An 18,496-nucleotide genomic window follows, 5' to 3' on the forward strand; every position below is an offset into this window, starting at 1 on the left:
GGAGATTGGTTCTGATGAATCACCATACAACGCTTGGGTCCACTAGAGCCGTTGTGTTGTACTGGACCAGTTCGGCCAATCACCCCTCGTTGTTCGTTGTCGAGCTATTTCGGGCCGGTTCCACTGGCGTGGGCCTTCTGTCGTGCATCACATTCGTCGCCGATGGTGCCGAGGGCTGAACAGATAGCGTCAGTATTCTGCCCCTTCGTCACAATAGCCTCGTCTTCAAGGTGATAGTCGAGGGCACCGAGAGCAGCGAGTTTCGGCAAATGGTGAAAATACAGTTCGATCTGGGCCGGATTCCGCTCAGTGTCGGTGACGTCAGAGCGTGGTTTGTTGGTCTCCCATGCGACGAGATCGGTCGTGATATCTTGTAGTGACCGGTCCTCTTCTGAGCCTCCGATCGCATACATCAGATACCGGCGGCGCGAGTCACCAAGTACCTCGAACACGTCGACGATGGCAAGGTCGTTCTGTGTGGGTGTCGGGCTGTCACCGGCGACAGAGGTAGATGGTCCGCTTCGCGCGTCATCCACATTGTTGCCCCTACTCCATGCGTCGTCCGTCATATCTGAGCCAACAGAACCCATCGATTAAAAGGTAATGAAGACGACAATCGTCGTTGAGTACATACAACGTGTCTGATCAGCCTCTTCGCCGCAATCCTGGCCCGTTCAGGCTCACAAATCGAGATCCATGTCTCATCGGGTGTGAAAATTATACACAATACGACATGAGTATGCAGGCCGCGCAGATACCCGCGGCGACGACCTACTGGTAATGCCGACGGTGGGAACGCTCTTCACCCTACGTTGAAGGGTAGTCGAGTGACCCACACTACGTGATACAATGTCCCAGAGATCACCACCAATGACCTCAGAAGAACAGTTCAAGGGCCAACTTGACGATATTGTCGCATTGGCACGAGACAACGGTGTCAACGTCGAAGGTGCGTGGTCGTGCAAACTCGAGAGCGATCGGTACGACTACGAAGTCCTTATCTCGGCGGTCAATCCGGCGTAAGTGACTGTTGAACCCCATCAGGTTCAGAATCGTCACCGTCTCGGCCCTGGGCAATCGTATGTTCGATGAGAAGGTCCATCGCCCGACGGATTCGTTCGGACGCCGCTTGATGAGAGATGTCCATCTCTTCACTGATAGTTTCTAAGTCGACGGCTTGAGGGACCTCAAAATACCCATATTCGGCAGCGTGTAAGAGCGCATCACGCTGTTTGGTTGTCAGTCCGAAGTGATTCAGCGCGTCACCATCGGGGGTGGGTTCATACTTCTTGATGAGGTCGAACTGGAGATCGTGTTCCTCACAGGTCGCATAGAAATGCTGAAGAGCATCGTTGTCGGGGAACTCGGCTTCCATCGTCCACCCACGGTGGGTGGCGAAGCACTCACGGATGATTCCCCCGACAGCGACGATGGTGTCGTAGATGGACTTCGCACGGCCTTCTTCGACTTGTTCTAACTGATATAAGCGACGATCGGCGACCTCCGTCAGGCAGTTCGGTGCAGTCACTGTCGGATCGTCGTGCAGGGCCGCGTCGAATGCCTCGAAATCGTCTGTTTCAACCCAGACGAGTAGCAACATCTCGTCGTTCGGTGTTGTACTCGAGACTTCCCACTCGACACGTGCATCGGGGAATTGCTGTAACGCTTCCAGCAGTGTCGGTTGTTGGTACGTGAATCTGACAATCATAATGATATCAGTGCCCTGTCCGGCGACATCGGTACGACGATTTGCTGTGTTCTGTATAAGGATATTGTTCGGTTGGACCTCGGCCAAATCAGGTGCAAGTGACCCTCTGTTGGCGACCCCGTTCTCGCCTGTACACCAGTACGGTAGAGAGACGAAAACTTCCGCAAGAATCAGACGTGTAAAGCCATCATTTTCATTTTATTTGATGGATTCGACCCATGCCAAGGACCAGTCGTGGAGGACGACCAGTACGTTCGCTGCGGCTCAAACGCGACTGGCAGGTACCGGCTTTCCCGGAGGCTGGCGAGACAGTCGTAAATTGGCTCTGTCGACCCCACAGTGATTTGCCTTTCAGAACTCGTCACAGCGGGGCTTGAGACGCGTTGAAACTTCCCAGATGTGCATCGCCACCATCCACAGCCTTCTACTCCTCTCAAGATGACCCGCTTTCAGCGACATGACTCCGAATCAAGGTGGAGTCAACCGACAATTCGGTCGCCAGTGTTGCTAGAGCCGTTGCCACTGGATTATTGAGAACCGTCCAGAGACGAGGGGGTTGCTAGAGAACCTCAGCCCCCTTTACGGACCCCAGTTCAGCGTACGACTCCGTTTCATTGTTCCAGACCTGAAGCACGGGGGTTTCCCACGTTCCATTGTCGAGTTTACACGCTGAGATCTCCAGAGTCCCATCCCACTCATCGGGGATCTCGAAGTCGTTTCTCAGATACGGGGGAAGGGGTGTACTGGTGCTGACCTCCACAATCAACAACCCAGCATCGATGCTCCCAGGGGGATCTAACGGTGTGTACTCCATTCCGGTAACCTCGACGGCCCCCATTGCATCTTCCCAATCAGCAACCTCGAGCCGCAAACGCTCGCTGAGAGCACACGATTGTAGCTTCTCTGCAACTCTCATCACCCATCACTACTATTGTAGGCTAATTAAGCTTGCATCCAAATTTCATGTGGTTCAATCGACTAGACAATGTCGTGCCTGTGGAACCCTTTCAGTGGCTATTTGGTCAACATTACACAAAGGGCCCTAGGTAGAAACGTGACTGTCATCGAGGTACAATCCCTCAAACGAACTATTGGACTTGTCCGATGGCTCCAATAGAAGCGCCCTTCAATTTTCACTGAGTTACAGGTACCAAACTCCACCCTCAACACGTGTCCCGTAGTGAGTGAGTAGGGTGTCGGAGTTTGCGTGTACGCCCGGCTGCAAATACAGAGACACGTACCACCGCTGAACGTAGCGAGATTGCAATCTATTGCCGACTGCCTCAACCCTGTCCGTTAGGTGGCTGGGTGCAGACAGGCCGCTATGACTCTCGACACGGCAATATCGCGGGCGAAGACGACCAAGGCCGTCTTCAGCGAGAAGAACGTCACCTTTCTCGCCGGCAGCATCGCCTACAGCGCGTTCGTCTCGTTGGTGCCACTGGTGATGTTCTTCTTCCTCGCGGTCGCTCTCGCGGGCGCGCCCGAACTTCAAGACCGTATTGTCACGGTCGCCACCGAGAACGTCTCGCCGTCCGTCGGTGAGGTTATCCAGGTGATGATCGATTCCCAGAGTGACTCCGGGACCGGTTCAGCTGTCGGGGCATCTATTATCGGGGTACTCACGCTGGTCTGGGGGGCGATCAAAGTGTTCAGAGGACTGGATACCGCGTTTTCGGCGATTTACGAGACGACCGCTCAGGAGTCGTTCGTCGGCCAGCTCAAGAAGAGCCTGCTGATACTCGTCGTCATCACCGTCGGTGTCGTGGCGATGGTCGGGGCAACCACCGCGGTCGCGTACATTTCGTTCGTCCCGTTCATCGGGCTCATCGTTCCACTGATGCTCGTCGTCGGCCTCGCAGTCGCGTTTTTCCCCATGTACTATCTCTTCCCGGACGTCGACCACGAGCCACGGGACGTACTCCCGGGAACTATCTTCGCAGCGGTGGGCTGGACGGTGTTGCAGGTGCTGTTTCAGGTGTACGTCTCGCTCAGTGGTGGCGATGGAAACCTCATCGCCAGCATCCTTCTGTTCGTCACGTGGCTCTACTTCACCGGCGTCGTCCTCTTATTGGGGGCGACAGTCAATGCAGTCGTGCTGGGGCGTGCCGATGCCATCGTCGAACAACCGTCTCCGAACACAGGAGACGTTCAAACTTGATTACTGGTCAGGGCTCATCGACCAGTGGGCCCACTCAGATAACCGACGTGACAGCATCCCGCTACGCACTGGCTGACATTGGTCCAGAGCGATAATCGGGTGATCTATGTTCTCGAGAGAACGAGAGCGTAACTCTCTGCTCACCATGTTCGGACTCGATCAAGATGCAGGGGGTCCAATGCGGTCTATTTTGGATACTACCCCCTCGTGATTCGCCTTGTCAATCCCCATGCAGTAAATAGCAACGAAAAGACATATGCGTTTGATGAGTGTCAGTGGATTTGCGGGTCAGGGTATGTCAGAGGCCGTTCTACCACCCCACTGCCTTTCGCGCTCCGGTTTTGATGGTTCCTGTTTTGTGCGAACAGACGGGTGAACCAGTCCTTGAAACGCTGGGGAGCGAGTACCGAATCGGATTGATGAACCATCAGTAGTCGCTATGGCTCAAGAGTCACCGGTGAACAGTTGGGTAGAGTGTTGCTATCCAGGTAGGGATCTCCAGCGTCTCGTTTCAGTGGCCGGTCGCGCGTTCGCGGTCCCCATTGGTCGGGAACTCGATACCGCCGGACAGTTTGGCGTTGGGAGAGGGCATATCGATACCCTCGGCATCAAAGCGTTCCTTGGCCACCTCGAGGAACTGTGCACGGACGATACCATAGCCACTCTCGGTCGGGTCGATTTAGAGACGGCCTTGGAGGAGGATCGCTGAATCCCTCAGTCCCGTGTCGGGGGCTGTCGGCTCGGGGTGGTCGAAAGTACCGTCGACACGCGAAGCCTCGTCGATGATGGCTGCCCGTGCCTGTTCGATATCGTCGTCGTAGCTGATACCGAACCCGACCGCGACCCGGCGGGTCTCGTTTGCCACGTTGTTGATCACCGCTGCACTCACTAAGTAACTGTTCGATACCGTGACCAATGCCGTGTGCCACCCACACACAATATTGTCCGTATTGAACATCTTTATTTTGCGTTCGTTCAATTCTGCGTACACCCTTGGCCATCCGTTTGCGCCCAGTCCCCTGGACTCAGGCGAGCTGCCGAACCGAACGACGGTCGGTGGTCGGTATGGGTGAGGGTATATCCGTGCTAGACACCCAGATGCGCGTTGTCACACTGGCAACGCGCATGAGGGTGTAGAAGAACCAGAGACGATTGGACAGCGGTCTCTCCCCAAGCAGTGCTGACAGTGCAGCAGTGTGCGAAACTCACTATGACTGACCACCAGCTGTCACTCCGTGCTTCTCACTGTGTCCCAACAAAAAGTCGACAGCCAGCGAGCGTCAGTCGTCGCTGGAACCGATGGTGTCGTCGTTGTCGTAGCGTCCCGAGTTGCCTTCGTCCATTCGTTCGGCGCGCCGCTGAGCGCGATTGGCCCAGTCATCGATATTCTCGGCGACATAGTCCTTACTGCCCAGACCGACGCCGAGACCGATTCCGATAGCGAGCGCAAGGGCGAATGCACCGAGGAACGCCGCGACGACCCCGGTGAACAGGGTCGTCAGCACCGTCGTGTCGAACCCGATGGTGTCGAGTGCGATGGTGATAGTGATGTAGTAGACGAATAGCTTGACAGCAACACCAGCCATCGACGTGAGTCGACTCGTATCGACGCCAGCGACGATGTCTTCAGCGAACTCGGCGACCAGAATTCCGATGACGAGGATGATCAACCCACCAACGAGTGCTGGGATGTACCCCGCGAACGTCGCCAGTAACGCTGACAGGGCGGGAATCTGGAGTGCTTCAGCGGCAGCGAGAAGCGTTAGCAGGTAAACGTAGTACTCGACGACCTTTCCAACGATACGCCCGAAGCCACCGGCGTTGGCCGCCGGTTCGGCTAGCGGTGTACCACGAACGTAACCACCGAGGCCAAATCCACCGACGATATCGGCGATGATTCGACCGGCCACGCGTCCGATGATGAACCCGATGACCAAGATGACAACAGCGCCGAGCACCACGGGAAGATAGATCCCGATATCGGACAGGAGCTGAGAGAGCACCTGGATACCGAGGATATTGGCTGCGGCGAGGAACGCGAGGAAGTAGACGTAGAACTTGACTAGCTTTCCGACTGCTTGCGCGGTATCACCACCACTCTCGAGTGGTGTCCCACGAGTGTGCTTCGAGAGGCCGATATCCCTGACGATGCGGGTGACAACACCGCCGAGGACGCGCCCGATAATCCACCCCACGAGCAACACGAGAATCGCGCCGACGATCGCAGGGAGATACGCGACGATTCCAGCGACGGTCTCTTCGAGATACGGTGGGACGGTTTGCAACACGGTACGCCCGCCTGCAATGGATGTCAGGTACATAGTTCAGTGATAGTGGCAGTCAGTGGGAGTGCCATACTATCGGATTATCTTATTTCGCGTGAGTGTAATGAAACGTTTGTGCAATACCAAACAATATCATAAACTATGATATAAGACTGGTTCACATTTCAACCAGATAGTAGGTGGTGACGAGGCGAGTCCCGATATAAGGGGCAATTAGAAGATGGTATGATTGCAGTCCGGTCAGTGGTCCAGCGTGGCAGTGGCACGGTCTGCTCTGATATGCGCTGAGACTCCCATAGCAATCACCAGAAGTCCACAAAATGAGCCAATCTGATACTATCGGTCACTCGTCCTCTAACGTGGGTTGTCCTTCCTGCTGTTCCAGAACACCAGTACACATTACGGCAGGCCCTTCGATGACTCCATAACCACAGTCGGGGGTTTCAAGTTCTTACACCGGACTCAGTTCGGTCAGCCACTTGGAGGTACTGAGTACCGGTCATTCTGTGTGCTCTCCCGAGGACAATCTCTGGAAAGAGATGATTTTCACACATCCTCCTGTTCGTAACTATATCTCGGGCCAGGGATTGCGAGGGCGGACATGTCTATCCGTACCCCACTTGTTGCGTGCGTGTTCGTCCTTGTCGTTGCGACTGGGAGCGTCGTCGGCACGATTTCGACACCAATCGGCTACAGTTCGTCATCTACTCAGACCGAGGCGACGTTACTTACTGAGTGCACCACAATCACTACCTCGGGAACGTACACTCTGACACAGGACATCGGCCCGGTGACTGGGAACGGCCCATGTCTTCGGGTCGACGCCAACGAGGTGACCCTTGATGGGAATGGGTACACCATCGATGGCGATATCCGTGTCGGAGATACCGATAGAACCGAGTTCTATCGAGGGCTCGCGCTCCGGAACGTGAGTGCTGGTATCGTTGCTGGGGAGGCACTGTACGATCTTACCGTTAGCTCAAGTGACCTCAACGGCGGCATCGGAGCACTGTTCTTCGAGAACGTCACTGTGACCGATAGCCGTCTCGGTGGGAGTGGTATCATCTTCGACGAACAAGGGACTGATATCGTCGTGGAGAACTCCACGTTCGACGGTGAGGAGGGCATCGCCCTGTTCGAACGTGTCCAGAACGCACGGCTCGTGAACAACGTGTTCGAACTCACCGGCCACACCGAGCGAGCGGAGAGCTACGCCGTCTTCCTGAGTTCGACCAGCGGCACTACCCGTGATGTCCTCGTCACCGACAATCGAATTGATGGGGCAGGTGGAGCGGGAATCGTCGTGTCTGAAGGTGGGGTCGATATCGACGTTCTGAGGAACAACATCACGAACGCCTCGGTGGGCATCGAATACCTAGCCGCAGGTGGGACGGTCGCGGAGAACGATATCAGCTATAACGACGTCGGTATCGGGCTCTACGCCGTCGAACCCGTCGATAGTGTAATCGACGTCCTCGTTCGGAACAACCGCATCATCGACAACCGGGTTGGGGTTTTCTCGGAGTCGATCGTCGAGACCGATGGTCTCCAAGTGCACGATAACCTCATCGCTGGAAATAGCGAATTCGGTGTGAACAACATCGGTCAGAGTCTCATTGATGCACGGAACAACGACTGGGGTAACGCCTCCGGACCGTCGAGCGCACCCGCAAACGATTCTGAAGCTCCCTTCGCTGATCCGGTGACAGGCACGCTCGCTAACGGCTCTGGGGACGCTGTATCGGAAGGTGACACACCCGGCGTCTCGAACGTCCGCTTCGACCCCGTCACTGGTGCCGACACACCGATAGTACCCGAACCAGAACCGAAGCCAGAACCGGAACCCGAGTCGACATTCTATCAGGTCGACTTCGTCACTGGGCCAGTCATCGAGACGTTCGGGGCCGCCGACAGTGACGAGTTCTACAGCGACCAGTCACGACTCGTCGGGTTCCTCCACGGGAGCGACGGAGACATCGATCGGACCGGGCGCCCCTCGACACTTGACGAGAAGGTAGCCGCTTGTGTTGCCATAAACGGGTACGACCTGTCGAATGACACAGTGACCGTTCGGTTCACCGTCACAGAGGACTGTAATCTCAATTTGACGCTAGTGAGCTACGAGAAGCCCGGAGCCGGGTGGAGTCGAGCCAGCGCGAGTGACCAGCAACTTGTCGATGCCTCAGGCGGGTCGTTCGGAACTGGAACCCACGAGCTGGCCGTCTCTCTTCCGACCGCGAACGGAACAAAGGTGACAGTGGAGCGGTAGTCTTTCGCCTTAGTCGTACTGTCGAAGGGCCCTTCCGTGAAAATTCCAGAGTAGTCGTATGGGGCCACTGCCACCGGAGACCGATTCGCACTGAATGGGGTCACCTCGCACTTAGACAATGGTTGACAATGAATTCCGCCAGTACCTAATCCCGTACCTACTGAAGTTGCAGTAACATGCTTGGATGAGCGTGCTAATCGGCGCTTCTTACCTTTGAGTCTGATCGTTCGACGCGACCACTCAGCAGGTAAAGCCCAATGGCTATCATATCTAATTGATGACTGACAGACCGGGCGAACAGTCGGCGATACAAATAAGTGTCCTACATTCCATCACGAACCGGGAACATGGTCGGTAGAACGGACGAAAGGTGGGTTCGTGGGGGAGTCCCCTGTTCTCCGACGGCCTGTTCCTGACGATGACCACCCCTCGAGAGGGCCTCTGACATTCCTTCACCGATGGGGTGTCACATCGTATTCCACAGACTGTACCAATGAGGTCTTGGTTTACGTAGCGGGGACTCGAAGTAGCCGGTATCGGCGGTATCGTTCCTCGTAGTGCAGCGATTCAGTACTTTCCGGCCCTCTCGAATCACCCTTATGGGATGAAGGAGTGCTCACAGTACTGGCTCACAATGTAGAAACTGGCCAGATGCTCAAGGACGTGTCGGGCCCCCTGACAGCGCACGAATGCAGTCGGTTGAGGCCAAGGCGACCAGTGTCACCACCTGTGCCGACCACCCTGTGGCGTCAGGGGACAGGGGGGTGGTCAGGAGTGCAGTGTCTTTACTATAGTGGTAGAGTATCAAATGGGGGTTGACCGGTAGCCTAATTTTGAACCGTCGAAACAGTATACATCATCACAATTGAAAAACCAAGATATAAATGAAACCCGGTTAGTTAAACCCTGAATTGAACACAACAACGAGAGATGTTGGATATAGTAATTTATTCATTCGCGAGGTGGATGCGGTTCAATATCACACCTATCTCGTCAGATAATCCGCACCAGTTGATTGAAAGCCTACTCAAAAAGTCCCTAACCCCGGGCTTCTGTACCTTCTACTAGCTGTTCGAATCCGATGGAGTCGGAAATTCCATCCACTGCTAATCAAAGATGCATCAAATTATCGTTGGGAATCGCGCAAAATGAACGGGCCAATTGCCAAGGTCCGCTTGGCGATAGTCGCGATACGTGCAATATACGAGATGAGCAGCAAAAATGGGAGCGACGTTATCGCGAACGCTGCTGCGGTCACCCAGATCAGTACGGGCACTCCGAGGACGACACCAGAAAGTGAACTTCCTCCCAAGTACGTCGTGACGAATCCTGCAGTGACCAGTGCTGGAACCGAGAGATAGAGGATGTTCTGTGAGAGACTAATCAACTCCCACTCGAAATAGAGTGTCTTGATGTGCTCTCTGGCGGGGCCGTACATCGAGAGAGCGGTTTTTAATTCTTCGAGTATGTCCTTCGTTTCTCGACTAATCACTTCTTGGTGGTCATTCGCGATTCGTTCGACTTGAAAAATCTTCCACCCATAGTTGAAGTCCAGTGCCGCTGAAAGTACGGTATATGAGCCAAACTTCCGCCCCTCAAGCTTGTCTCCAGCAGCGTTTGCATTCCCGATGAGACTGTTAGTGAATTCATCAACCTCACCACGGAGTTCGTCACTGTCACTATCTTCAACGGACTTGCGCAGGTCCTCGGCGTAGGCTTTTGTCTCCAGAATAAGAGCTCGCAAAAACGCAGAGGGATCTGCAGGTGTTGGCGAGCCGATAATCTCACGTGTGTACTCGCGAAAGTCCATCGTGTTGCTCATCCGAGTTCGTTGGTCACCGAGTGGACCGTTTTCCTGAGAGATGATGATTTGGGAGATCGTCAGTGTCAGCGTGACGCCCGTGATGATAGCACTGATCATCGTCGAAAAGACGGTTTCGACCGTGTCTGCGGTCTGGGCATCGGTGAGATAGTACTGATAGTAGAACATACCACCGAATACGAAGACGCCGAAGATCAACATCCCAAGCATCGCCGTGATGAGAAGCCGGCTTCCGTCGAGGACGAGCCACGTTTTGATCCGCGTCTCGCCGCTCCGCTCACGCATCGTGTTCGCGGTGCCGATGTCCTCGACGTCCGACTGGTCGAGGTTCGGGTCCTCTTCACGGGTGTCGATTGTCGATGAGTCGCTAGTCGATGAATCGCTACTCATTGCACCCCTGTTCCACCACTTGCCCTACTCGGTGAATTAGCCAGTGGCCACTACTGCAATCAATCGAAGGTTCGTTCAAGTACAGAGTGATTGCTTTCACAATTGGTCTGTTCATCTGGTCGCTTGTCTCGTACTTCGGTGTTTGCCCGGCACCCCTGTCTGCTAATAGAGAAGAAATCCAACCCCAGAGAAGTATAGCTGGCTGGCAGAGGAGTGATAAGGTCGTCAGGAGAACCGCTAGTGGATGAAGAAAAAGCGGCGACTTGGTGGTGTCGTTCTCACGACGCTACTGGTCATCTCAGCTGGCTGTGTCACTGTCAACCCAGCTATTGAATCATCATCTAATGGTTCTAATGTTTTCAAGAACGTGACGACCAGTAACGAGTGGGGGACCTCATCAATTCACGCATCCATCACGCTAAGCCCAAACGCGACGACAGAAATGGGCGTCTCACGGCTCAATGTCATCACGAGTAGTGGAAGCTCGTTCTACTCAACTACCGTTGATAGTGGTCAAACCAGCGTTTCGATGCCACTTCCATCTGGGGGTTCTGCTCAAATCATCGCAGTCAACACAATCAACGGATCCGTTGTCGACACCTACAACATCACTGTCACTGGCTCATCCTATCCGTAGCTCGATTTTTGTCATTAGAACTATTATCGGCGGCCGTTGTCCAAGCATATCGTCGACACTGCCCTGATCTGTGGCGAATGCCTTCAGGGTCGCCTTGATCTCCTGATCGTAGTTAAAGCGGCGGCCTTTCAGCACGTAGAAAATCCGAATCGACATAAGCACTGTCCGCTTGTTGCCATCGACGAATGAATGACCGACCGCAATGAGTCACAGTAGCTGATATGCTTCCCCGTGAGGCTACTCGGAAATCTGATGAAAATGGCCCTCTTTATATGTTCGATATCACCTGGTGAAGGGATGCCTACCGCTGGTGGCAGCAGCCTCATCCTTCCGATACGACAGCAACCAAATGCGCTGCGTCCGAATACAGGGTATCTCCAAGATGGAGGCAATATCTGGTGACGCAATCGTCGGGTCCGTTACGATAGTCTTCGTCCTTTCGACGATGTTCTCGATGGGGCTGAAGCTCTCCGTTACGCAGCTCCTCAACGCGCTTCGAGACCGGCACCTGCTGACTAAATCCCTCGGAGTGAATCTCGTGGCCGTACCGTTGATCGCGTACCTCCTCGTTCGAACGGTCTCAGTCGGGCCGGCGTATGCGACCGGGTTCCTGTTGCTTGCTGTCTCTCCCGGTGCGCCGTTCGGCCCGAAGTTTGCCGAAGTCTCGGATAGCGATATCGCGTTCGCAAGCGGCCTAATGGCGATTCTCTGTCTCCTGTCGGTTGTAACCATCCCCGTTTCGCTGGTAGTGCTCGCCCCTGGCGATGTCGCCGTTGACCCCGTCGCAATTGGACGGATGGTGCTGCGGATTCAGCTCGTTCCGCTCCTGGCGGGGCTGGTGCTCTCGGCCGTGTACACGTCGCTCGGTGACCGTCTGCATACGCCGATTCAGCGACTATCGGATGTCTCATTCATTGGTTTGATCGTTCTGCTGCTGGTCGTGTATCACGGTGAGCTGTGGTCACTCGTCGGAACGGGATTGCTTGGACTCTCGGCAGCCGCTGTCGTGATATCGTTAGCGCTGGGGTATGTCTTCGGGGGCCCAATCCGGACCCAACGGGAAGTGTTGGCGACGACGACGGCCGCTCGAAACGCTGCGATCGCGCTGTTCATCGCTACCGCCGGGTTTTCGAACCCCAACGTGCTCGCGGTCGTACTCGGGTTTTCGTTCGTCAGTGTTGTCGGTGCCGGAATCCTCGCGGGCCTGTGGCGCTAATCCGCCCTGCTGACTGCGACTACCAGCAGGATACCGATGTAGTGTGGTGTCTATCCGGACTACAGAGCGGATTATTCGACCCGAATTCGGACCTCGATCTCGTCGGGGTCGTGGATGGTGAGACCGCTTTCCGTCTCGGTCACTGGAATCGCACTGCTTTCCAGTCGCGATTGCACAGCGGTGAGCGCATTTTGGTCAGGGACAACTACCTCGAACCACGACAGCCCACGCCCGCTCACTGGGTTTGTCCGATGATGCCACGTGTTCGCCCCGATGTGATGGTGATAGCCACCGGCGGACACGAAGGACGCGGCGGGCACGGTCGTTTGCATCTCGAACCCGAGGGTGTCAATGTAGACGTCCCTGAACGTGTTCAGCGACGAGACCTCGAGATGGATGTGTCCGATATCCGTTCTAGGAGGTGCCTGGGCGTCACCTGTGGCCGCGGCTTCGATAGCCTCGAGATCGAGTGGCTCCGTGCTGATCCGAACGCGACCGTCGTCACTGTGGGGCCAGTCGTCACGTGGGAAGTCGCGATAGATCTCGATTCCATTCCCTTCCGGGTCAGTGAGGTACAGCGCCTCGCTCACCCAGTGGTCGGATGCGCCGCTAAGCTGCCAGTGGTCCCGTATCCGAGCCAGCGCGTCCCCGAGCGCCGCTCGCGAAGGCACTCTGAAGGCCGTGTGGTAGAGTCCGGCGCCTGAGCGATGCCTCAAGGGTGCGTCTGTATCGCCCTCCAAGACGAGCAGTGGGGTGTCAGCAACACCGAGCACCGACCGGGTCTCGGATTCGTTGAGCACACTGAGGCCAACAACGTCCCGATAGAACTCGGTTAGTTCGTCGAGGTCGTTGATGCGGAGTGCAGTTCGACCGATACGTGTCCCCTGCGGGAGCGTGTCTGTATTCGATGGTGTGGGCATGGTGGTCATCTTAGAGACCGATGTTGAGCGCGTAGGGCCAGGCGGTTCCACAGAACGCGACGAGTACGAGCGCTGCGCCAAAGAGTGTCGCGTTCTTCAGGAAGTCCGTCATCTCGGATTGGCGCTGTTCGGGGTCCTCGACCGTCCATAAGTCGTCCGTCATGTACGGGCCCATATTGCCGGACGAACCGGTTACGAGTACTGTCGAGTTCTGTACTTCCATTACATTACTTAGTTTGATGCCAAACCAATATATAACTCAGGCAATAATAGTGTGACCAAGTAATGGCGACCCAACCACCATCGGCTGATACTAACGACGACACCGAGGTCGAACAACGGAATGCGGACGTCTGCAACGTCGTTGGGGCTGTCGAGGAGATGGGGGCGAAGTGGAAGCTCATCGTCCTCAACGACCTGCGTGACGGCGAAAAGCGATTCAACGAACTCAAGCGCTCGACGGGAGCGAGTTCCTACACACTCTCGCGTGTGCTCAATGACCTGGAGGAGCAGGGATTCATCAACAACCGCAAGGAGTTCGAATCACCGGTTGCGAGTTACTACACATTGACCGAGAAGGGGGATGCCCTCTGTCCCGTGTTCGAGTCGCTCGACGCCTGGGGCGAGGACTGGCTGTGAGACATGAGCACTCCACGATAGCCCGTCGATGATAATCGACCCACTCGGGTTGACTCAACCGCCGTAAGACTCAGGTGCTACCTGTCTTCCCCTCCGTGGCCATCGCCTCTCTTATTCGCGTGTCAATCCCAGTACCTGTGCTGTTGGGAGCGACCAGCCGTAGATCAGTGCCGCAATTCGTGATCCAACGACTATTATCGCACACACCGCTGCAGCGGTTCCGTTCGATCCCCCGACAGTGACGACTACCCAGTAGGTACTGCCACCTAGGACCGCACAGCTAGCGTAGAAGTCGTTGAGCAGGATAAACGGAGAGCGATCTAGTAGGATGTCCGCGACGGCACCCCCGCCGACGGCATTGATCGTCGCGACCGCGACGACGCCGAAGGCAGGGATATCGGCCTGTGTCGCAACGATGGCACCAGTCGTAGTGAACGCAGCGAGCCCGATTGCATCAAAGAATAGTGTCAGTGGATGCGTGTCGGCCGACTCGAGGATAACACTCACCCCAACCGCTAGTCCGACACCGAACAAGCCAAGGCCAATCTCGATGGGTGAGCTGAGTGCGAGCGGAACTCGATTGACGAGGAGGTCACGAGTCATCCCGCCCGCGAATGCCGTGGCGAGGCCGACCACGGTGACACCGAACATGTCGAACTCCTCGCGGATTGCCTTGGTGGCGCCGACGAGCGCAAACGCGACGAGTCCAATCGTGTTCATTACGGCGAATGGATCTACGAACAGTGCGTCGACGAACTCCTGAGTCACTAGTTTAAAACAGGATAACGTGTCTGATGAGCGCTTCGCCTCCGGTATCTCCCGCCTCGATACCACGTTACACATTACAGGAGGGCTTTGCGACGACAGGACTACTCTATTGTCGACTGATCACGTCAGGCCCGCGCCCCAAAACTGACAAAATTCTTTGAGTACGATGATATCAAGTGGCCAACTCGCGCAGTACGTCTTGCTGAGATCGGATGGTAGGTGTGGCGACGGTGGCTACTTCCGCGACTTCCGTCTGCGTCAACCACCGACCCTCTTCGCGACCCACCGTGTAGAGACACGCGGTCGCGAACCCTGATGGCTTGACGAGACTACTTGCGGCGTATTCGAGGCACTTGACGCCGCTTCTGGCCGGAGCGTTCGTTACCGTTCGCATCGGTTTTGCGACTCGTCCAGGTTGGCATATCCTGGTCGTGGAGTACCACGGTGAGTGGTGCACCCGTTCGTTCGACTGCGGTCGCCCACGCCCACCGGAGTCGCTGGCGCACGCCATACCACGACAGGGCCGTAACCGCGATTCCCGTCGAGATGATGAACACGGCGGTCGCGACGTGCAGGTGACTGATGTAGTACGCCACCGTCGGATTCAGGTCGGCCTTCGTCATTCCGTCGAGCGTGCTGACCCCGAGTTCGAACCCGCTCCCCACGAAATTCAACACGAGGAAGACGACTCCGTAGCCGATGAACGCGACACCTGCGAGCGCCATTAGCAGGGACCCGTTCCGGAGCGATGCCTCGAGGTCGGCCTGTTCTTGCCGTTCGTCTGTGATGGTTTGTTCGGGTGCCATATTGATCACATGTGGGCGCCGAGCGAGATGCTCTTCACGCCGTACTTCTGGCAGGCGTTCGCCGCTTGCTCCGAGACGAACTCGTACTGGGTGTTGTCCCGGACATCACCCACCTCGAATCCGGTCGCTTCGATGAGCGTCGTGTAGCGGTCGACCTGTTCGGCACCGCCGATACAGGCCGCCCAGAGGTCCTCGTTGGTCTTGATGCTCTCGGGCATCAGTTTCTCGCTGATGATATCCGAGATGGCGAGTCGTCCCCCAGTGGTGAGGACGCGAGTTGCCTCCGTGAACACCTGTTCCTTGTCAGGCGAGAGATTGATGACCCCATTCGAGAGGACGACATCGAACGTCCCGTCCTCGAACGGAAGATTCTCGATGTATCCTCGTTCGAAGGAGACATTCTCCATCCCCGCCTCGTCGCGTAACTGCCTGGCCTTCGCGAGCTGTTCGTCGGTCATGTCCAACCCGGTCACGCTCCCGGTTTCGCCGACGTGTATCGCCGCGACGAACACGTCCGTGCCCGACCCGCTGCCGAGGTCGAGGACATCGTCCCCCTCGTCGAGAGCGGCGAGGTCGAAGTGGTATCCGACGCCGGCGAAGGACTCTAGTGCTTCCTGGGGAATCGTGTCTAGATCTTGGTCCCGGTAGCCAAGCCGTTTAGCCAAGTCTCGCCCCATCTCGAAGTGATATTCCTGGGTCGGCTCCTCTGCGACGTCTCGATAGACGCTCTTGACGGCCCGTTCGAGGCGGTCGACGTCGAGTGATTCTTGCATATCCCTCACCTCGATTAATCGTCGGCCGCCACCTCGGCCGGGGTGTTCACCGTGAGCTGGACGTCCTGGTCGAGCGAGACGAGCGTATACACTGGTGCTCGCCGCGCCCACTCGTCGACCTGGTCCTTATCGAGGTCCGGGCTCTCGACTTCGACTTCGACGGTCAGGTTCTCGAAGACGGCATCTGCTTCTCCGAGGTCCTTGAGGCTGAAGAGGACTCTTGGGTCGAACTCGGTTCGGACGCGAGTCTGGAGGTACTCGATGTCGACGCCGCTCGCGACAGCGTTGATGGTGATGCCGACGTTGATACACGAGGCGAGCGCGGAGAGCGCTGCTTCGATCGGTTCCAGTCGGTCGGTTCCGCCGACCCAACCACCCGCGTCCAGGACTTCCTTCCACGCGCCGTACGGAATCGTGTACTCTCGGGTCTCGCGTGCGATTGTCTCGCCGCCGAGCGTGTAGCTGTCTACCGTTGCGAGGCTGTGCGCGCACGTCCCTTCGTAAGTCTACCGGGCACCGAGCCCGAGCTGTACCTCGTCGGGATTGTCGGCTACGTACTCGGCAAACCCTTCGAGCGTGTCGATGTTTACCCCGTGGAATTCCTGCTGGTTAGCCGCCATCGTTACACGACCTGCAGGTGTTCGGATCGGAGTTCGTCGTCCGTGTAGTCTGTCCCGTGCACCTCTTTCATGTGGTTCCTGGCCAGTTCGACCGCTTCGTCTTCGTTTTCGGACTGGATGATGAACCGGCAATCGGCTGCTGCCGATTCGCAATCGAGTTTATGTGCTTGTCCCATGGTAGTTCAGTTGCCTTCCGGCGAGAAACAGTACGATGTCGAAGGTTAGGTAGCTAACTTGTGGCACACCCACGCTCGCTGCCGATGTGCCCACGTTGTGACGATCCTGCACCGAGTGACGCCTGTGCAGACGGTGCTCGCCGTCATCGGCCGGAAAAGGAGTCTCATAGGTGGGCAGTGATGTAGCGATAGTGTGGCACCGACTGGGTATGGTCGATCGCCTTCGATACGGCTGTCTCGTCACTCCACGACGGTTTCGAGTGGGACGGTGGGCGTCTTGCGGCGGTAGAACTCGTACTGTGACTCAGCCCACTCACGAGCGTCCTCCGAGTCGGTGTCGAGCAACACGCGGACCGTGACGCTATCGGGGTCGTGGCCGCAGATTGCGACCCGGTGATCGAAGATTCCGATTCCATACGACGGGAGATCGTCGTGCAACCAGACGGTGAGATTACCGCTCGCCAGGGTCTCCGCAGACAAGTCCGGGTACGTCGAGCGGATATACGTGGCGACGTTTGGTGGGTCAATGATCTCCGTCTCCATGCCGTCGATAACGCGCTGACAGAACTCGTCTCGACACGGCTCAAGGAGCGCGATATCGGACCCAACGAACCGGAATCGGTCGGTGTCCTCGATAAGTGTGAGAAACCGGTTGACGGGGCCGTACGGGCTTTCCGCTTCGGCGACCGTGACGACCGCATCGGCGCACATCTTGATCGTGAACCCGCTTTCCTCGTCCGGGAGCCACTGCCAGACGTCGCGGACCGTCGGCTCGATTTCGACCCGCTCGATCAACTCCGCAATGGCGGACGCGATATACGCACCCAGCGGTGTCGCCTCGTACTGGTACTCGGTCCGGCGAATCCAGTTACGGTCTTCGAACTCGCTTAGCGTCCGTCGAATCGTCGACGATGAAACGCCGGTCATCTCCCAGAGCTCGGATCGGCTACGGGGACGAACCGTTAGCGCGACAAGCGTCGGGGCACGGTGTTCTGACCGTGCGAGGAACCCGATGTCGTCGATTGGTGATCCCGTGGTCGATACCATGTGACACGTACACACGAATCGCTAATAACCATTCACCATCTCCACCCAACTTACTCTCCGGGATTCGACAACTACTGGCCGTTCCATCCTTGAAATGGGTTATATCGAAGGCTCGTCCCGGTCTTCGAACGCAATTGTGGATGAAATCCTCGATATCGACAAGACCGTCGTCGGCGGGATGTTCGGGATTGCGATTGAACACGCGAATCTGGGGCGTGCGGAAGGAATCACCGGGTGTGGCGTTGGAACCCTTCATCTG

18 protein-coding genes and 1 pseudogene are annotated in these 18,496 nt (G+C 56.5%); 4 read left to right on the forward strand and 15 right to left on the reverse strand.

The features are described from left to right. Positions 1 to 104 precede the first annotated feature (104 nt). The 3 genes from M1L36_RS14340 to M1L36_RS14350 all read right to left on the reverse strand — a co-directional run bounded on the left by M1L36_RS14340 (position 105) and on the right by M1L36_RS14350 (position 2,624). The gene (locus tag M1L36_RS14340; RefSeq protein WP_250874411.1) at positions 105 to 569 is read right to left on the reverse strand and encodes a DUF7344 domain-containing protein; all 465 of its coding nucleotides are present in this window, start codon (positions 567 to 569) and stop codon (positions 105 to 107) included. 440 nt (positions 570 to 1,009) lie between these two features. Further along, the gene (locus M1L36_RS14345) at positions 1,010 to 1,795 is read right to left on the reverse strand and encodes a helix-turn-helix domain-containing protein (RefSeq protein WP_250874412.1); all 786 of its coding nucleotides are present in this window, start codon (positions 1,793 to 1,795) and stop codon (positions 1,010 to 1,012) included. Positions 1,796 to 2,267: 472 nt separating this feature from the next. Next, positions 2,268 to 2,624 (reverse strand): hypothetical protein, encoded by a 357-nt coding sequence (locus M1L36_RS14350; protein WP_250874413.1) that lies wholly within the window; start codon positions 2,622 to 2,624, stop codon positions 2,268 to 2,270. A 384-nt stretch (positions 2,625 to 3,008) separates the two neighbouring features. On the opposite strand from M1L36_RS14350, the gene M1L36_RS14355 reads away from it, so the two are divergent. Continuing rightward, on the forward strand, positions 3,009 to 3,869 hold the full coding sequence (locus M1L36_RS14355; RefSeq protein ID WP_250874414.1) for a YihY/virulence factor BrkB family protein: 861 nt from the start codon (positions 3,009 to 3,011) through the stop codon (positions 3,867 to 3,869). 679 nt (positions 3,870 to 4,548) lie between these two features. On the opposite strand, the gene M1L36_RS14360 is transcribed toward M1L36_RS14355, so the two are convergent. Together M1L36_RS14360 and M1L36_RS14365 are read right to left on the reverse strand one after the other, a co-directional pair. Continuing rightward, complete coding sequence (locus tag M1L36_RS14360; protein ID WP_369694247.1) at positions 4,549 to 4,734, reverse strand: hypothetical protein; 186 nt, start codon at positions 4,732 to 4,734, stop codon at positions 4,549 to 4,551. A gap of 415 nt (positions 4,735 to 5,149) precedes the next feature. Further along, positions 5,150 to 6,190, reverse strand: coding sequence for a mechanosensitive ion channel family protein (locus tag M1L36_RS14365; protein ID WP_250874416.1), 1,041 nt, complete (start codon positions 6,188 to 6,190; stop codon positions 5,150 to 5,152). Between the two features lie 565 nt (positions 6,191 to 6,755). Here M1L36_RS14365 and M1L36_RS14370 point away from each other — a divergent pair. Beyond that, a complete protein-coding gene (locus tag M1L36_RS14370) occupies positions 6,756 to 8,423 on the forward strand; it encodes a right-handed parallel beta-helix repeat-containing protein (protein WP_250874417.1) in 1,668 nt (555 codons plus the stop codon). Positions 8,424 to 9,549: 1,126 nt separating this feature from the next. On the opposite strand, the gene M1L36_RS14375 is transcribed toward M1L36_RS14370, so the two are convergent. After that, positions 9,550 to 10,635, reverse strand: coding sequence for a DUF7972 family membrane protein (locus M1L36_RS14375; RefSeq protein WP_250874418.1), 1,086 nt, complete (start codon positions 10,633 to 10,635; stop codon positions 9,550 to 9,552). 1,019 nt (positions 10,636 to 11,654) lie between these two features. Between M1L36_RS14375 and M1L36_RS14380 the strand changes: the two genes are divergently transcribed. Next, on the forward strand, positions 11,655 to 12,488 hold the full coding sequence (locus M1L36_RS14380) for a bile acid:sodium symporter family protein (protein ID WP_250874419.1): 834 nt from the start codon (positions 11,655 to 11,657) through the stop codon (positions 12,486 to 12,488). 71 nt (positions 12,489 to 12,559) lie between these two features. On the opposite strand, the gene M1L36_RS14385 is transcribed toward M1L36_RS14380, so the two are convergent. Both M1L36_RS14385 and M1L36_RS14390 read right to left on the reverse strand, forming a co-directional pair. After that, complete coding sequence (locus M1L36_RS14385; RefSeq protein WP_250874497.1) at positions 12,560 to 13,408, reverse strand: VOC family protein; 849 nt, start codon at positions 13,406 to 13,408, stop codon at positions 12,560 to 12,562. A 10-nt stretch (positions 13,409 to 13,418) separates the two neighbouring features. Beyond that, the gene (locus tag M1L36_RS14390; RefSeq protein WP_250874420.1) at positions 13,419 to 13,571 is read right to left on the reverse strand and encodes a hypothetical protein; all 153 of its coding nucleotides are present in this window, start codon (positions 13,569 to 13,571) and stop codon (positions 13,419 to 13,421) included. Positions 13,572 to 13,693: 122 nt separating this feature from the next. Here M1L36_RS14390 and M1L36_RS14395 point away from each other — a divergent pair, with 122 nt between their 5' ends. Next, positions 13,694 to 14,047 carry a winged helix-turn-helix transcriptional regulator gene (locus tag M1L36_RS14395; protein ID WP_250874421.1) on the forward strand — a complete coding sequence of 118 codons (354 nt, stop codon included), beginning with the start codon at positions 13,694 to 13,696 and terminating at the stop codon, positions 14,045 to 14,047. Positions 14,048 to 14,158: 111 nt separating this feature from the next. On the opposite strand, the gene M1L36_RS14400 is transcribed toward M1L36_RS14395, so the two are convergent. The 7 genes and pseudogenes from M1L36_RS14400 to M1L36_RS14420 all read right to left on the reverse strand — a co-directional run bounded on the left by M1L36_RS14400 (position 14,159) and on the right by M1L36_RS14420 (position 18,237). Continuing rightward, positions 14,159 to 14,815, reverse strand: coding sequence for a trimeric intracellular cation channel family protein (locus M1L36_RS14400; protein ID WP_369694248.1), 657 nt, complete (start codon positions 14,813 to 14,815; stop codon positions 14,159 to 14,161). A gap of 172 nt (positions 14,816 to 14,987) precedes the next feature. After that, positions 14,988 to 15,152: pseudogene (locus tag M1L36_RS21660) on the reverse strand (transcription initiation factor IIB family protein); the annotation flags it as partial. After that, on the reverse strand, positions 15,145 to 15,621 hold the full coding sequence (locus M1L36_RS14405) for a hypothetical protein (RefSeq protein WP_250874422.1): 477 nt from the start codon (positions 15,619 to 15,621) through the stop codon (positions 15,145 to 15,147). The pseudogene M1L36_RS21660 and the gene M1L36_RS14405, both read right to left, overlap by 8 nt. A gap of 5 nt (positions 15,622 to 15,626) precedes the next feature. Next, positions 15,627 to 16,394, reverse strand: coding sequence for a methyltransferase domain-containing protein (locus tag M1L36_RS14410; protein WP_250874423.1), 768 nt, complete (start codon positions 16,392 to 16,394; stop codon positions 15,627 to 15,629). A gap of 14 nt (positions 16,395 to 16,408) precedes the next feature. Further along, on the reverse strand, positions 16,409 to 16,834 hold the full coding sequence (locus tag M1L36_RS21665) for an OsmC family protein (RefSeq protein WP_369694260.1): 426 nt from the start codon (positions 16,832 to 16,834) through the stop codon (positions 16,409 to 16,411). 182 nt (positions 16,835 to 17,016) lie between these two features. Further along, positions 17,017 to 17,190: a DUF1059 domain-containing protein gene (locus tag M1L36_RS21670; RefSeq protein ID WP_369694249.1), complete on the reverse strand. Its 174-nt coding sequence runs from the start codon at positions 17,188 to 17,190 to the stop codon at positions 17,017 to 17,019. Positions 17,191 to 17,430: 240 nt separating this feature from the next. After that, on the reverse strand, positions 17,431 to 18,237 hold the full coding sequence (locus M1L36_RS14420) for a helix-turn-helix transcriptional regulator (RefSeq protein ID WP_250874425.1): 807 nt from the start codon (positions 18,235 to 18,237) through the stop codon (positions 17,431 to 17,433). Positions 18,238 to 18,496 lie beyond the last annotated feature (259 nt).

Source organism: Halomarina rubra (assembly GCF_023699475.1).
Classification (GTDB): Archaea; Halobacteriota; Halobacteria; order Halobacteriales; family Haloarculaceae; genus Halomarina; species Halomarina rubra.

Excerpts from the sequence above, each read along its gene's own strand:
- M1L36_RS14340 (WP_250874411.1), bottom strand. The coding sequence starts at position 569 with ATGACGGACGACGCATGGAGTAGGGGCAACAATGTGGATGACGCGCGA.
- M1L36_RS14395 (WP_250874421.1), top strand. The coding sequence starts at position 13,694 with ATGGCGACCCAACCACCATCGGCTGATACTAACGACGACACCGAGGTC.
- M1L36_RS21670 (WP_369694249.1), bottom strand. The coding sequence starts at position 17,190 with ATGGGACAAGCACATAAACTCGATTGCGAATCGGCAGCAGCCGATTGC.
- M1L36_RS14380 (WP_250874419.1), top strand. The coding sequence starts at position 11,655 with ATGGAGGCAATATCTGGTGACGCAATCGTCGGGTCCGTTACGATAGTC.
- M1L36_RS14420 (WP_250874425.1), bottom strand. The coding sequence starts at position 18,237 with ATGGTATCGACCACGGGATCACCAATCGACGACATCGGGTTCCTCGCA.
- M1L36_RS14365 (WP_250874416.1), bottom strand. The coding sequence starts at position 6,190 with ATGTACCTGACATCCATTGCAGGCGGGCGTACCGTGTTGCAAACCGTC.
- M1L36_RS14390 (WP_250874420.1), bottom strand. The coding sequence starts at position 13,571 with ATGACGGACGACTTATGGACGGTCGAGGACCCCGAACAGCGCCAATCC.
- M1L36_RS14370 (WP_250874417.1), top strand. The coding sequence starts at position 6,756 with ATGTCTATCCGTACCCCACTTGTTGCGTGCGTGTTCGTCCTTGTCGTT.
- M1L36_RS14405 (WP_250874422.1), bottom strand. The coding sequence starts at position 15,621 with ATGGCACCCGAACAAACCATCACAGACGAACGGCAAGAACAGGCCGAC.
- M1L36_RS14385 (WP_250874497.1), bottom strand. The coding sequence starts at position 13,408 with ATGCCCACACCATCGAATACAGACACGCTCCCGCAGGGGACACGTATC.
- M1L36_RS14375 (WP_250874418.1), bottom strand. The coding sequence starts at position 10,635 with ATGAGTAGCGATTCATCGACTAGCGACTCATCGACAATCGACACCCGT.
- M1L36_RS14350 (WP_250874413.1), bottom strand. The coding sequence starts at position 2,624 with ATGAGAGTTGCAGAGAAGCTACAATCGTGTGCTCTCAGCGAGCGTTTG.
- M1L36_RS14410 (WP_250874423.1), bottom strand. The coding sequence starts at position 16,394 with ATGCAAGAATCACTCGACGTCGACCGCCTCGAACGGGCCGTCAAGAGC.